The sequence below is a fragment of the Crocosphaera sp. genome, from assembly GCF_030064895.1.
Taxonomy (GTDB): domain Bacteria; phylum Cyanobacteriota; class Cyanobacteriia; order Cyanobacteriales; family Microcystaceae; genus Crocosphaera.
The window spans coordinates 61,412-76,361 of record NZ_JASJEB010000004.1 but is presented as its reverse complement, the minus strand read 5'-3'; the positions used below and the strand labels follow the sequence as shown (position 1 = coordinate 76,361).

Genomic DNA, 14,950 nt, shown 5'->3' with positions numbered 1-14,950 from the left:
AAATTCAAAGTTTACTAATAACTGAACTATGATAGTCTCAGAACTAGCGATCGCCACCTCTAACCTTACTAAGCAATTTGAACGCCATATTGCTGTCAATAAGCTAGAATTGGAGGTACAGGCCGGAGAAGTTTACGGATTAATCGGGCCCAATGGTGCAGGAAAAACCACCTTGATCCGGATGTTGGCCGCAGTGGAAGAACCCACCGCAGGAGAAATTCATATTTATGGCGATCGCTTATTAAGGGATAATAGTCACCCCCGTCTTAAGGAAAAGTTAGGCTATCTTCCAGATGATTTTCCCTTATACGAAGACCTCAATGTTTGGGATTATTTAGATTATTTTGCTAGACTATATCATCTTAGATTACCCCATCGTCGTCGTCGTCTTCAAGAAGTTCTAGAATTAGTTCAATTAACCAGTAAACAATACAGCAATATCAAAACCCTTTCCAGGGGAATGAAACAAAGATTAAGCTTAGCAAGAACTATTTTACACGATCCCCTTTTATTATTGTTAGATGAACCGGTTTCAGGTTTAGATCCTATTGCTAGAATGCAGTTTAGAGAAGTCATTAAAAGCTTGCAAAGTGTGGGTATGACTGTTTTAATTTCTTCCCATGTTTTGAGTGATTTAGCCGAATTATGTACTTCCGTTGGTATTATGGAACTAGGATATTTAGTAGAAAGTACCTCACTCAAGGAACTGTACCAAAGATTATCTCATCAACAAATTATTATCAAAACTTTAGGGGACTTAACCCAACTTGAACAAGAATTAAAAAGCTTTTCTCAAGTGGAAGAATGGGAGATTATCTCTCATAAAAATAGTTTACGAGTTAATTTTTCAGGAGGAGATGAAGAAAGTGCCGAATTATTAAAGCATCTTATCAATCAAGGAATTCCCATTGCAGAATTTCATTGTACCCAAGAAGATTTAGAGTCTATTTTTCTTAATTTAGGCCATCAACAACCATCATAATTGATGTTACTTACTCAAACATAAATCTAGGAGAAAAAAGCCAATGCTTGTCACCTATATCGATAAAATTGGAGACTTGAATCCCCAATTAATCAGAGAATTAAAAGGACGTTTTAAGGTTCGTAATTTGTCTATTGCTGCAATTATTGCTGTTGGCATTCAATTTTTATTACTAATAGCTTTTGAAGCAGAACTCCCCATAGATAGCATTACCACACCCCAATATGGTCGTTATTGTACTGCTACACCATCAGGGAGATATAGAAGTTATAATCATCTATCATGTATTAAAGACTTAGCAGGTAATTGGGTTATTAATTGGCAGCTTTGGTGGTTAGACATTTTTAAAGTTCTTAGCGTTGTCGGATTATTTATTTTATTAATAGCTGGAACCTATTTATTGATAGCTGATCTATCAAAAGAAGAAAATAGAGGGACCCTAAACTTTATCCGTTTAAGTCCCCATTCTTCTCAAAATATTCTCTTAGGTAAAATCCTGGGAGTTCCTTCAATTATTTATTTTTTGTCTGCTATTTTGTGTCCCCTACATTTGATAGCTGGAATTCAAGCACGTATTTCTCCTAGTCTAATATTAGCCTATTATTTAGGCATTATTATTAGTTGTGCATTTTTCTATAGTCTTTCGTTACTATTCGGTTTAGTAAGTTCAGGATTAGGAGGATTTCAAGCTTTTCTATGTAGTGGACTGGTTTTAATGTTTCTATTTATCACTACAAGTATTCTCTTCTCTTCCCATGATTTTATTTCCCACACCCCTTTAGATTGGTTAATGTTGTTTTATCCAGGAACAATTTTAGCCTATCTAGTTGAATCAACTTATATTCCTGTTAAAACAGCAGATATTGATTACGAAACCCTACAACAGTTTGCTTGGTATGGTAAACAATTCTGGAACAATTCTTTCTTAGGAATTAGTTTTATTTTCGTTAATTATGGGGTTTGGATTTATTGGATAAACCAATCATTAAACAGACGTTTTCGTAATCCTAATGCAACTTGGATAAGTAAAATAAATAGTTATGGTATTTCAGCTAGTTTTATTATTATAAGCACAGGATTTATCTTTCAAGCAGGCCGCTGGGAAAACATAGAAGATCATATTTTTGCTAATATGATTGTCTTACAAATGTTCATTATTGCCTTTGCTTGTTTATTAATGGTGGCCTTGAGTCCCCATCGTCAAACTTTATATGATTGGGCAAGATATCGTCACCAAAACCCCGAAAATTCCCGTTCCATACTCCGAGATTTAATTTTAGGAGAAAAAAGTCCTTCACCCCTAGCGATCGCTCTCAATGTAGGCATTATGTTTGTCTATCTGCTACCCACAGCATTGATAGCACCCCTAGATAATCCCTTGGCTGTTTTATTAGCACTATTTATGACTTTAAATATGCTAATAATTTATGCAGTCATAGGTCAACGTATTCTCCTATTTAAACTTCCCAAACCTGCTTTAATTGCTACTGCAGTCATTGCTGTTTTAATGATTGTTCCTCCTCTGATGTTTGCCATTTTACAAATTTATCCCAATGAAGCTATAACACCTTGGTTATTTACTATTTTCAATTTAGCTGCTTTCCACAATAACTTAAATATGTTAACCATGATGTCAGTTATATTTCCTCTATTAAGTCAATGGGGACTCATCGCTTTAGGTAGCTATGAAATGAGCAAATGTTTACAAAAATCCGGAGAATCAGAAACTAAATTGTTGTTAAATTCTTCAGGTAGATGAAAGTAACTCCACGAGTTAATTAGGGTTCGCTGAATAAAAGCTTAACCCTAATTAACTTGTGAAAAAGATATCAAACACTGTATAGATATTGAAGCAAAAATATATGATCTTAAATATAGATTTTATAATCAGTTTATCTGATTTTCAGATATTAAACTAAGTTCAGCTTCTATTTTCAGCCTTTCTCGCTCCCGTGTTTTGTTATAATATCCATAAATCTGATAGGGTTTACTCGGCGTGGTGACTATGCTTAAGTTCCAAATACAATCCGATAGTGATATTCCCGCCTCTAAACAACTATTTGATCAGATGCGCTTTGCCATCGCTTCTCGTCAATATCCTCCTGGCCATCGTTTACCGAGTACCCGTCAACTAGCAACTATGACGGGACTACATCGTAATACCATCAGTAAAGTTTATCAACAACTCGAAGAAGCGAGCTTAGTTGAGTCCATCGCCGGTTCAGGAATATACGTTAAAGAGCAAAATAACGAAGACATTTCCCTACCAGAAACCCCCTTATTCAGCCAATATCCTCAAGAAAGTCAACTGGTTCATAAAACCCTAGATGAACTGCTCAAACAAGGTTTAACCCTCTCCCAAGCCAAAGAATTATCTCTAGCGGTGATTGATTGGCGTTTGCGATGCAGCGCGCAGTTAGTAGTAACCGTTCCCAGTAGGGATATGGGAGCAGGAGAACTGATTTTACAAGAGTTAGAAAAGGCTTTAGCTATCCCCGTAGAATTGGTGTCTATAGAGAATTTGGATAACGTTTTGTCGCAAAAAAAGTCCGCTACTGTAGTAACAAGTCGTTATTTTATCCCCGAAGCGGAATTGATTGCCTCTTCCTATGCAACTCGTGTTTTTCCCATCGATATTTATGATTATGGCAAAGAATTGGCCATTATTAAAACATTAGCCAACGATACTCGTTTAGGAATTGTTAGTTTAAGTCCAGGAATTATTCGCGTTGCAGAAATTCTCATCCACAGTTTACGGGGAGATGATTTATTATTAATTACCGCTCAGGCCAGCGATCGCCATCAACTTTTAACTTTAGTGCGATCGGCACAAACTATCATGAGTGATCCGGCTAGTTATTCTCTGGTTAGAGAAGCTGTTCTAAGGGTTAGAGACGATATTATTCGCCCTCCCGATATAATATGTTCTCAATCTTATATCGGAGAAACCTCTATTAACCTCCTCAAACTAGAATTAGGACTGGGTTGATTACTCATCACTTTGCAAAACAGTTTTAGAAACAATACGAGTTTTTTTCCGTTGCGCTTCGCTCAGTTCTTCCCCTGCTTGTAACTGAGTGGCGTTGGTTTGCAAAACTGTGGCTGCACTTTTATCACCTAATTGTAAAGCCGTTTTAGCTGCCGTTTGTAACAATGTAGCCGCCCCCTGGCGATCGCCTGTATTTAACTTGGCTTCAGCTAACTGGGTTTGACGATATTTAGCTAAAGTTAAGATGGACTTCTGAACCTTAGTATCAACTTTAGCCTCATATTCTCCTTGCACTTCTACGGTTAAGGGAATTTTCTCCGATAATAAAGCCGTCTGGGACAAAGACGGGTCATCATAACGCACTTGTACCGTACCGATAGTATGATTTCCTGACGATAATTGACTCAAATATAGGTTAACCAGAATCACCCGTGCATTATCCATCATTAAATCCCCCAAACGCACAATATAGGTGTTGCCTTCCTGTTGGGCGTTTAATTCTACGGTTTCGGGTTCTACTTGGGCCACCGGTTTAAAGTCTGCCAGATGTACCTCTGGGACAAATTCTAAGCAAAGATAAGCATTAGTTAACCCCACAGACTGCATACGGGTAAAAAGACGGCTAAACTCAGTTAATGCTTGTTCTGGTTGTTCGATATAACAGAGAGTTCCTCCCACTGCATCGGCAATACTTTCTAAAACATCTTGATTCCAATGGTTGCCAAAGCCTAAAGTATTGAGGGTGATATTGTAATCTCCTGCAACTTGGGCTAATTTTAAGCAGCGTTCGTTATCACCGTGTTCATTTTCCCCATCAGTTAACAAAAAGATTTGAGAAACCCGATCATCTTTACCCAAAGCAACTTCCTTGATCCCTAACTTCATCCCCTCATCGATAGAAGTTCCTCCTGCTGCGTGGAGACCTTCGATCGCTTGTTTAACCTTGTCCATCTCATCCACTGCTTGGTTGGGAACAATTACTTTGGCCCGATGGTTAAAGGCTACCACAGAGAGGCGATCCTCTGGTCCTAATCCTTCCAGTAGATAGAGAGCAGCTTCTTTCACCCTTGTCATTGGTTTCCCTGTCATCGACCCACTCTGGTCTAAAATTAAGCCCAAATTTAAAGGCAGACTGAGATCGCTGCTTTCACTGACAGCAGAAAGAGAGATAGCAACTTGTCGTTGACTGTTGCTTTGATTAGCATCAATATGTCTATCATTTAAGGAACTTTTTAAGTTAACTTTCATATCAATTATTTAAGACAAGATCAAGGTTTTACGGTGCTTAATAGTCGTTTATCATAATGATATCCTTGATTTTAAGGATAAATGGTTATCTACAGATTCGTTAAGGATTTAATGAAGAGTAGTGAAGTAATCGTTAAATGAATCAGGAATCTATAACTATCCGTCTCAGGGAATTCTAGGATTAACAATAGCACAGTTTTTTAGTGATGGGCATTCTTATGGATGGGCTACAACAACAAATTAATGAACTTAATCAACAGGTAACACAACTTCATCATATTGTTGAAAAGCTTAGCCTACAGATGGGGACATCTCACCTACGTAGTGAAGCGGTGGTTAACGAAAAGTTACCGACCCAACCCCAGTCTATAGCGAGCGTGTCTCCTTCGGTTCCCCCAAGTGTGCCGAAAACCAACCACTATCAATCAGTAATGGAACATAAAGATGTTTTACTGGATGATAGTGAAACTCACACTTTAATCGCTCCTGAAGAAGAACCTCTATTAACCACCGATCTTCAGGTTAGACGATTAACCGCACAATTAACGGCCGCTTATAATCGTATCGCGGCCTTAGAAGAACAACTATTAGCTTGTCGGATGATGCCTTGAGATAGGTCAGCAAGAAGCTAAAGGGGCGAGAAAAGAGCTTTAGGTGAGGAGCCTCTTATGAAATTAAATATTTCTGTTCAAGGTTAATTATTAGGCACAGTGGTTTGAGGAATAGTCGACCTGTTGGGTTGAGAAGGGAGTAAAGGATTAGTCGGATAATTACCTAACCCGTTAGCAGGATTATTGGGACGGGTTGCAGGAAAATTATTAGGATAGCCTCCAGGCAAACTATTTTGGGATGGTAAAGGGGTCAAACTGGGATCATTCCAAGAACTAGGACTAGCTTCGTTTTCTCCAGGTAACGTGGCTAAGGCAACGCGATCGCCCCCTACTTCTCGTAACATATCTAAAATTTGAATTACCTCGTTATAAGTGGCGTTTCTAGAAGCATGAAGCACCATTAAGCCATTGGGGTTTAATTGATGATAGCTCTTGATCTGATTGGATAATTGATTACGAGTGACTAATTGCTTTTCCACATAAACTTGACCAAAATCATCTAGACTCACCACCAACATCTCCCGCATTTGGGGGGTTCCTGAGCCGGCTTTGGGTAAATCTAAACTGATGGCTTGCTGACGGGACAAACCCACAGCACCCAAGATAAAAAATGTCAAAATACAAAAAATGACATCGATCATGGGTAAAATCTCGATGCGCACTTCTTGGGGAGAAGAAGCGTCTTGCCATAACTTCAATGGTCGAGAATAAACTGAGGGTGATGGGGATTTTTTCTGAGGAGCTTTACTACCAGTCATAGGTCAATATTTAAAAAAATGAGTATATTTAGGTTTATTCGTCAAAAGTTTCTGTAAACTTTGAAGGAGTATTGCTATAAAGTATAGAACGATCTCAGTCGCTGTCTGACCAGCGTTGACGATAAATCACTTCTAACTGACTACCGGCTTTACGAAAGACCCTTACCTGATTCGACCAAAGGGACTGGAAAATGCGATAAAAGGTCAAACTGATAATGGCAACAATCAATCCCGTCGCAGTTGAAATGAGTGCCTCTCCGATACCCAGGGTAACACCTGTGGTTGAGGAAGTGCCGAGATCGCTGATTTGGATATCTCCTAAGGAGGTAATCAAACCTAAAACCGTCCCCAGTAATCCCAGTAGAGGGGATAAAGCAATCACTGCTTCTAATATCTTGTCCCCTCGTCTCATCAGGGCCAGTTCGTCATCGGCCGCCGATTCTAAGGCTAAATGGAACACTTCTGGGTCGGGATTGATTAATCTCAGGGGTCCATAGAGAAAATTTCCCATCGGATGCTTACTATACTCCTTCGCCACCTTCGGGGCAGCATCCCAGTTATGAGTCGCCATTTCTAGCACTCGATTGACAATTTTTCCTTCTTTGAGTAGAAACTGTATCCAAAACACAGAACGTTCAATAATGGTACTCAATGCTAATACTGACAAAATAAGCAGTGGCCACATTGCAGGTCCACCTTTTGTCATAATTTCTTGGATGTTCACAGTTTTGCTTAACCTCCGTTGCTTATTTCCCTTGGAGAAACAGATTAACAGTTGTAATGATTTATTTACAATTTATAAGATTGATGTTTAGCAATCAATTATATCCCCAAAGAAGAAGATATTGTCTATCGATAAACAGATGACCCATAAAAATTATGAAGCGGTTATCTGTACTAGGAAATATTGAACTTTTGACCCTAACCACAATGAACATTTCTGTATTGCAAATAGGACAGATGGTGATGAGGACTCTAAAACCAACGAAAGCTACCTTGAGATTTCTCTCTATTGTCTCTTTTTTGACTGGTTTAGTTGCTGTCTCAAAAACAGATTTACCCAGAGTATTTAAGGACGTTAAAGGGTTACGAGAAGTTTCCCCGAGAATTGTTTTTCCTCAACCCACCCTTCAACAAAGATATTTGGTTGATGGACAAGTAAAATTTGGCTTTAAGTTATTCTCTACTTTGACGGAAAGTCAAGAAAACGAAAATATCTTGATTGCTCCTACCAGTGTTGCCCTGACATTATCTATGCTCTACAATGGCGCAACAGGAGCGACTCAAACGGAAATTTCTCAAGGATTATACCTGAAAAATGTTAGTGCTAATACCCTCAACCGCGCCAACCAAAATCTCTACAATGACTTAAATAGTCATGAACTTTCTAGTAACTTCATTGTCACTAATTCTCTGTGGGCAAAGGAAGGGTTTCCTTTTCGTTATCAATTTCGTAAGAATAGTCGTAATTATTATCAGGCTAAAATTACTAATTTAGATTTTTCCAGTTCTGAAGCGAGAGGTATTGTGAACCGTTGGGTAACTGAAGAAACTCAAGGACAGGTTCGGAAAATTATGGATTCTACTCAGGCTGATGATGTTCTTTTTCTGATTAATACTGCTACTTTTCAGGGACGATGGAAAAGAGAATTTGATAGCAATTTAACCAAGGATAAACCTTTTTATTTAAGGGATCAATCAGTTAAAAATTACCCGTTTATGTCCCGTAAAGGAGTTTATAACTACTTAGAAACACCTGAAGTACAGGCCGCGGAACTTCCTTATGGTAACGGACGTTTTAGTTTATATTTATTCTTGCCCAAAGCAGAAAGTGATTTACCGACAATTCTTGAGGAAATCACGGCTAAAAAGTCAAGCAAACTCTTCTCTAAATTTCGCAAAAGTCAAGGATTATTAGAGTTACCTCGCTTTCGATTAAACGATGAAGTAAATTTGACAAATGCTTTAAAAAAGTTGGGTTTTTCAACGATGTTTGCTGCTGACAAAGCGGAATTTTCTCAGCTAAGTTCTCATGCTACTTATATCAGTGGGATGAAACATCAAACTATTTTAACCATTAATGAACATGGTGTTAACTCTTCTACGCGAAAAGATTTGTCAGTTCAAGAAATATCAAAAAATAAGGGAAAACAAAAATTTTCTTTGACGATTGATCGTCCTTTTTTGTCCATTATTCGAGATAATGAAACAGGCAATATTTTATTTATGGGCATGATTTTTGAACCTTAAAGCTCCTTCCAAACAATAAACCTCCTGCCTCCTGCTTTTTAACTCCTGCCTCCTTTTGATATTTTCCACCTTCGATAAAACTAGCTAATTTAGAAAGGGAATAGGGAAGTGAAAACATGTAACAGAGTTGATTTTGACTGTAACTGATTGATAATTTATTTTACTTATTTTCTTATTTAGTTTTTTTTGTACTTGTATGTTATGTCAGTTAAAATTAAATTGATTAATATTTAATAATAATTTGGTTAATTTAAAATTAAGCTCAAAAATATTAAAATAAACCATAAATTTTCTGCGTTGAAAAAATATCTAAGTTAGGATAGTTTGCGTTTGCACTAACCAATTCAAACCCTAACTATCCATTCATTTTGGAGATAATAATGAAAGTAAAATCAGATTTACTGAAACTATTTTTTGGTGTTTTTCTTGCAACAAATATCACTCAAGTTGCCAGCGCACAAAATTATCAATCAACAAATTCTGACTTTGATAATCGACCCAGTTTAGGACAAGTTCCTAATCAAGATGGTAATCTACAAGATATTATCTTAGGAGGATTTTCTGGGTTATATTTTGAAGGATTTAATGGCAATAATTTAAGATTTGTTACCCATCCCGATCGCGGTCCTCTTCCTTTACCACTTCCTGCTTTACAGCCAGAAATTTTACGATTTGAGTTAGATCCAACCAACAATAATATCACTATTATAGATCGAATTAATTTAGTTCAATCTGATGGAACAACCCCTTTATCTGTCCGCCCTAATTTACAAGCAGGAGCGCAAGGAACAGCTTATACTGATCAGGTTGCTACAGATTTATCAGGTAATCTTATTCCTAATGATCCTTTCGGGGCCGACTTAGAAGGAATTGTTATTGATGAGCGTGATAATAGTTTTTGGATGGTTGATGAATATCGACCGGCAATATATCATTTTGATCAAGGAGGAACTTTAATAGATCGTTTCATTCCTATGGGAACAGCAGCAGCAGGAGGTCAAACTCCAGGAACCTTTGGGAGAGAAATTATTCCTTCAGTTTATGCTCAAAGAAGAGTAAATAGAGGTTTTGAAGCAGTAGCATTAAATCAGGATGCTAATACATTATATGCCTTTATTCAAAGTCCTATTGATAACCCTGATGATACAGGAGACACCACTTCACGAAGTAGTGACATTTTGCGTATCCTGGAACTGAATATTACTGATCCTATGAACCCTTTAGTCAGTGGTGAATTTGTCTATTTATTAGAGAATGATTTATTTGACACAAATGTAGATAGAATTGGCGATGCTGTTTGGTTAGGAGGTAATAAGTTTGGGGTTATTCAAAGAGATGGTGAATTTGGTTTAGAGGCGAATAAATTGGTGTTTGAAATTGATTTATCTGATGCAACTAATTTAGAAACGGATGTTTTTAATTTAATTCCAGGTAAAACTTTAGAAGAACATACCGCAGCAGAATTAGTTACCGCCGGAATTACTCCTGTTGATAAAAAATTGTTATTTAATTTACCTGATTTGGGTTATGTAGCTGGGGATAAACCGGAAGGTTTAGCTTTAATTCCTGGAGGAAAATACCCTAGTTTTGTTGTTATTAATGATAATGATTTTGGGTTATCGGATGACTCAATTCCTGGGGATGGTCGTCAAGATTTTAATCCTAATCCTATTCCTGTGGTGGTTGGGGTAATTACTCCTGTTCCTGAACCTTCTAATCATGCTTTATTAGGAGGTCTTTTGTTACTAGGAATTGGCTCAATCTCTCGTCGTTATTTACGTTAGGTTAGACGGTATTAATTAGATGTTTTAATCCCTGGACTAACCTTTCAATTCCTTTGGTTGCTGTTTCTTGTTGTAGCGCACCGTAAGCAATGCGTAAATAGCAACCTTTTTTCATCCCAAAAGTTGACCCAGGAAGCACAGCAATTTTATAGTTTTCGATTAATTTTTTAACTAATTCAAAATCATTCATTTCAGTATGAATTCTCAAGAAAAAGTAAAAACCACCCTCGCTGGGTACTAAAGTACAAATATCATTTATTTCTTGGATATACTGAATAAAAATCTTACGAACTTGATTGATTTCTTGAAGATGGTTTTCACAGTATTTTTTTCCCACTTTTAAAGCATTTAAAGCTGCATATTGAGCGATAACAGGAGGACAAATTAAAATCGTATCTTGAATTTTTTTAACTGGTTGTAATAAATGATTAGGAACGACCATATAACCAATTCTCCAACTAGCAAAACCATAAGCTTTTGATAAACTATATAAAGAAATAGTATAGTCATCACTATCTATAATCGAAGCAGGAGAAAAATGTTTAATACCATCATAAATAAAATATTCATAAGCTTCATCAGAAATATGATAAATACCCTTTTCTCGACAAAGTTGATTAACTTCTTTTATACTTGACTCAGAATAAACAACCCCCGTAGGATTATTGGGAGAAATAGTAACAATAGCGCGAGTTTTAGGTGTGATTGCTGCTTTAATATTATCTAACGAGAGTTGATAATTATCATCAGTATTGACTAAAATAGGATGACAATTGGCCATAGTTATGGCCATTTCATGATTGAAATAATAAGGAGTATTGAGGATAATTTCATCTCCAGCATGAGTAATAGCAAGAATGGCGTTCATAAAAGCCATATTTGCTCCTGCTGTTACCATGATAGAACGAGTTGAATTAATATTGGTGTGATTATCTTCTTGTAGTTTTCTAATAATTTGTTCAATTAAAGAATTAATTCCTTGAACTGATTTATACTGGTTATTATTAGGTTGATTTAAAAATTGACTAATTCCTTCAATAACTTCTGGAGGTGGTGAATAATAAACGACTCCTTGTCCTAAAGAAATGGTTCCGGGATTATCTTTTATTAGTTGTCCCACTATAGGAATTATAGGAGATTGTACCCGATCCATACGTGAGGTGAAATTGGTCATTGATCTTTGCAAATAGTGGCAATAGTTTTATCAATATTAATAGTTAATCGTTCAATAGCTATCATAGCTTAATTATAATGGAAATTGTCAAACAGCTTAAGCAAATTGTGATTATTATTTTTATTTTTGCTATAGTTAATCTCTGTTTATTATATTTTCAAAGCTATCAAGTTCGTGAATTATTAAATTATGCTAAAGAAATTAGCTAAGCTTTAGAGGAATTAGACTTAGAAACCCTCTCACAACTAATTGAAAATTTTACAGAATTAAGAAATACTTTATTAAATCAATTCTACTAAAATCTTGAAGTAAGCTAGAATTGATTTAGTATGTAGATCATGGAAAAATTTGCTCAAGACTGAGGAATTGAAGAATGGATAAAGACACACAATTTGCTCTATTAGTAATTGGATTACCCTTTCTAGGATTACTTTATGGAGGCTTAATTATTGCCTTTTTAATGAATAACCCTTTTGGTCGTGAACATCCTTTAATTACAGGATTCATGGTGATGGTTGTTCCCTTTTCCGTTGCGGCCACAATTTGGATTAAAGCTTCAGCAAAAGCTTATAAAGAACATGATCTAAGAAATCATCCTGAAACCGAGAAAGCACATTAATAAGTACCTGGACAAAAATAAACGTTAAAGTTGAGAAGAGGCAGGAGGCAGGAGTAATGCTCAAGCTATGTTTACATAAGTTAATATAGTTCTGTTTACTTATGCTCGGCTACTTAGCTGCTTAATGATTTATCAATGGATAATTGATAATTAATGTGCTTGAAACCCTATCTTGATTAAAGAGAAAAGACAATAAAACTTTTTGGTTTGTTTCAATTCTTTTTCCTTTCAGAAAGAGGTAATTGTCCATTGTTCATGTTTTCTCAACTTTCTTATTGACCTCTTTAACACTCAGTTTATATCCATTCCCACCGCTTGAGAAATATGGGATAATTTGTATTTGTCTAACTGTTTAATTAAACCCTGAGCAATATTAGGAATACACCAAGGTCCTCCATAAATCCAACCAGTATATAATTGTAATAAACTTGCCCCTGCCGTAATCTTTTCCCAAGCATCTTCTGCCGTAAAAATGCCTCCTACGCCAATAATTGGTAAACTTCTTTGCGTTTCTTCATAAATAAATCTAATCACCTCTGTAGAGCGTTTACGAACCGGTTTGCCGCTAATTCCACCCGCTTCTTCTTCGATAGGATTACCAGTTTTCGCCAATATTTTTGTTTTCAAACCCTCTCTTTTAATAGTCGTATTAGTCGCAATAATTCCTGCTAACTCATAAGTTTTAGCCAAGTCAATAATGAGCTTAATTGCGTCCCAATTTAAGTCAGGAGAAATTTTGACAAATAGGGGTTTTTTCTGTTGATTAACCCCTTGTAATTCGTGTAAAATAACATTAAGTTGCTCCCCTGCTTGTAGCGATCGTAGTCCAGGAGTATTGGGAGAACTAACATTGACCACAAAATAGTCTGCATAATCCACAAGATGACGAAAACTGCCCACATAGTCCGTCGCTGCCTGATCTAATGGAGTAATTTTCGACTTACATAGATTAATTCCCATGGGAATTTGACGGGGTTGCCTTTGCCAAGTTTGGGCTAAAGTTTGGGTAATTGTTTCAGCCCCCTGATTATTAGCCCCCAAACGATTTAAAGCCCCTTTATCCTGGGGTAAGCGGAATAAACGAGGTTTTGGATTCCCAGGTTGAGCATGAAGGGTTACAGCCCCAATTTCAGCGAATCCAAACCCAAAATGATCCCAGATACCAGCCCCCAAACCATCTTTATCACATCCGGCTGCCAAACCCACAGGGTTTTTAAAGGTTAACCCCCATAACTTTTGTTGGAGACGATCATCTTCAAAGCAAAAAGAATCCTCAAAATTAGATAATATCCATTTGCCCCAAATTTTCTCACGATTTTCATCCAGACTGTGAAGAGTTTTCAGTAATTGTTTATGGGCATTTTCTGGGTTATTTCGAGCTAAGGCTAGGACAAAAGGATAGAAAGGTTGAGCAAAGTTAAACATTATCAATCTTATATCTTGTTCAGGATAGGAAACCCACAATTAGCATAACCCTATCTGCTAGGAAAAATTATTAATTGTACATTAATAAACACACAGGTTTATCTTGTAGGGGTCAACGAGCTTTGACCCCTACACCGAATGTTTAGCCAGACTTTTTGGAATGGGTATCCTAAACTATTAGTTAACCCTTAGAGCTTATGGTAGAAATAGGTTAAGGTAACAAGAGAAAAAGGAGAGCTTGCGCCCTCCCTTTTTGGTGGTCAAAAAAACTGGAAAATCTTAAACTAAAAAAATCCATCAAGCATAAAAAGTAATGACAAATCCAACCCATTCAAGAAGAGGACTCGGTATTTGGTTTGAGAGATTAATAGCAGCCATTTTATTAGGGGGTCAAGTTTTCTTTCATCTGCTCAAAACGAAGATTCATCGACGAAATACCTTAGATCAAATGAGTGTTGTCGGCCCGGAATCATTGACCATCGCTTTGATAACAGCCGGTTTTGTGGGGATGGTGTTCACCATTCAAGTGGCTAGGGAATTTATCAGTTTTGGGGCAGCATCAACCGTTGGAGGAGTGTTAGCCTTAGCTTTAACCAGAGAACTAGCACCGGTGTTAACGGCGGTTGTGGTAGCAGGAAGAGTGGGATCTGCCTTTGCTGCGGAGATTGGTACCATGCGGGTTACTGAACAAATAGATGCTTTATATATGCTCAAAACTGATCCGGTTGACTATTTAGTGGTACCTCGTGTGTTAGCTTGTTGTTTAATGTTACCGGTTTTAAATATCCTTTCTTTAATAACAGGAATTGGAGGAGGTTTATTGATTGCCAATGGATTGTATGATATTTCTCCCTATGTTTTCCTAACCTCCATTCGTAACTTTTTAGAATTGTGGGATCTAGTTACTTCTGTGCTTAAATCTGTTGCTTTTGGTGGGTTAATTGCCGTCATTGGTTGTAGTTGGGGACTCACCACTACTGGAGGTGCAAAAGGAGTTGGACAGTCAACAACAACGGCGGTTGTAACAGCTTTATTAGCTGTTTTTGTGGTCAACTTTTTCTTATCTTGGGTTATGTTCCAAGGAACAGGATCAGCCTCTTTTTAATCAGT

General features: G+C 37.0%; 13 protein-coding genes. 8 read left to right on the top strand and 5 right to left on the bottom strand.

The genetic code is table 11. From position 1 onward, the window contains the following. Positions 1 to 28: 28 nt before the first annotated feature. The 3 genes from QNJ66_RS01895 to QNJ66_RS01885 all read left to right on the top strand — a co-directional run bounded on the left by QNJ66_RS01895 (position 29) and on the right by QNJ66_RS01885 (position 3,971). Entirely contained in the window at positions 29 to 982 is a 954-nt protein-coding gene (locus QNJ66_RS01895) for an ABC transporter ATP-binding protein (RefSeq protein WP_300502505.1), read from the top strand. Positions 983 to 1,025: 43 nt separating this feature from the next. After that, positions 1,026 to 2,741, top strand: a complete 1,716-nt coding sequence (locus tag QNJ66_RS01890; protein WP_300502503.1) for a hypothetical protein — start codon at positions 1,026 to 1,028, stop codon at positions 2,739 to 2,741. 246 nt (positions 2,742 to 2,987) lie between these two features. Then, positions 2,988 to 3,971: a GntR family transcriptional regulator gene (locus QNJ66_RS01885; RefSeq protein ID WP_300502502.1), complete on the top strand. Its 984-nt coding sequence runs from the start codon at positions 2,988 to 2,990 to the stop codon at positions 3,969 to 3,971. Here QNJ66_RS01885 and QNJ66_RS01880 read toward each other — a convergent pair whose 3' ends face one another. Beyond that, on the bottom strand, positions 3,972 to 5,219 hold the full coding sequence (locus QNJ66_RS01880) for a VWA domain-containing protein (protein WP_300502500.1): 1,248 nt from the start codon (positions 5,217 to 5,219) through the stop codon (positions 3,972 to 3,974). It lies immediately after the preceding gene. 218 nt (positions 5,220 to 5,437) lie between these two features. Between QNJ66_RS01880 and QNJ66_RS01875 the strand changes: the two genes are divergently transcribed. Beyond that, entirely contained in the window at positions 5,438 to 5,830 is a 393-nt protein-coding gene (locus QNJ66_RS01875; RefSeq protein ID WP_300502498.1) for a hypothetical protein, read from the top strand. A gap of 83 nt (positions 5,831 to 5,913) precedes the next feature. Here the strand turns inward: QNJ66_RS01875 and QNJ66_RS01870 are convergent, their stop codons facing one another. Continuing rightward, a complete protein-coding gene (locus tag QNJ66_RS01870; protein ID WP_300502496.1) occupies positions 5,914 to 6,588 on the bottom strand; it encodes a biopolymer transporter ExbD in 675 nt (224 codons plus the stop codon). A gap of 94 nt (positions 6,589 to 6,682) precedes the next feature. Next, positions 6,683 to 7,312 carry a MotA/TolQ/ExbB proton channel family protein gene (locus QNJ66_RS01865; protein WP_300502493.1) on the bottom strand — a complete coding sequence of 210 codons (630 nt, stop codon included), beginning with the start codon at positions 7,310 to 7,312 and terminating at the stop codon, positions 6,683 to 6,685. A 155-nt stretch (positions 7,313 to 7,467) separates the two neighbouring features. Between QNJ66_RS01865 and QNJ66_RS01860 the strand changes: the two genes are divergently transcribed. Both QNJ66_RS01860 and QNJ66_RS01855 read left to right on the top strand, forming a co-directional pair. Continuing rightward, positions 7,468 to 8,838, top strand: a complete 1,371-nt coding sequence (locus QNJ66_RS01860; RefSeq protein WP_300502491.1) for a serpin family protein — start codon at positions 7,468 to 7,470, stop codon at positions 8,836 to 8,838. A gap of 380 nt (positions 8,839 to 9,218) precedes the next feature. Then, the gene (locus QNJ66_RS01855) at positions 9,219 to 10,622 is read left to right on the top strand and encodes an esterase-like activity of phytase family protein (RefSeq protein ID WP_300502489.1); all 1,404 of its coding nucleotides are present in this window, start codon (positions 9,219 to 9,221) and stop codon (positions 10,620 to 10,622) included. Position 10,623: 1 nt separating this feature from the next. On the opposite strand, the gene QNJ66_RS01850 is transcribed toward QNJ66_RS01855, so the two are convergent. After that, complete coding sequence (locus QNJ66_RS01850) at positions 10,624 to 11,796, bottom strand: pyridoxal phosphate-dependent aminotransferase (RefSeq protein WP_300502487.1); 1,173 nt, start codon at positions 11,794 to 11,796, stop codon at positions 10,624 to 10,626. 373 nt (positions 11,797 to 12,169) lie between these two features. Here QNJ66_RS01850 and QNJ66_RS01845 point away from each other — a divergent pair, with 373 nt between their 5' ends. Then, a complete protein-coding gene (locus QNJ66_RS01845; RefSeq protein ID WP_300502485.1) occupies positions 12,170 to 12,415 on the top strand; it encodes a hypothetical protein in 246 nt (81 codons plus the stop codon). 291 nt (positions 12,416 to 12,706) lie between these two features. Here the strand turns inward: QNJ66_RS01845 and QNJ66_RS01840 are convergent, their stop codons facing one another. Continuing rightward, entirely contained in the window at positions 12,707 to 13,840 is a 1,134-nt protein-coding gene (locus QNJ66_RS01840; protein ID WP_300502483.1) for a quinone-dependent dihydroorotate dehydrogenase, read from the bottom strand. 313 nt (positions 13,841 to 14,153) lie between these two features. Here QNJ66_RS01840 and QNJ66_RS01835 point away from each other — a divergent pair, with 313 nt between their 5' ends. Next, positions 14,154 to 14,945, top strand: coding sequence for an MlaE family lipid ABC transporter permease subunit (locus QNJ66_RS01835; protein ID WP_300502481.1), 792 nt, complete (start codon positions 14,154 to 14,156; stop codon positions 14,943 to 14,945). The last annotated feature ends 5 nt before the right edge of the window (positions 14,946 to 14,950 follow it).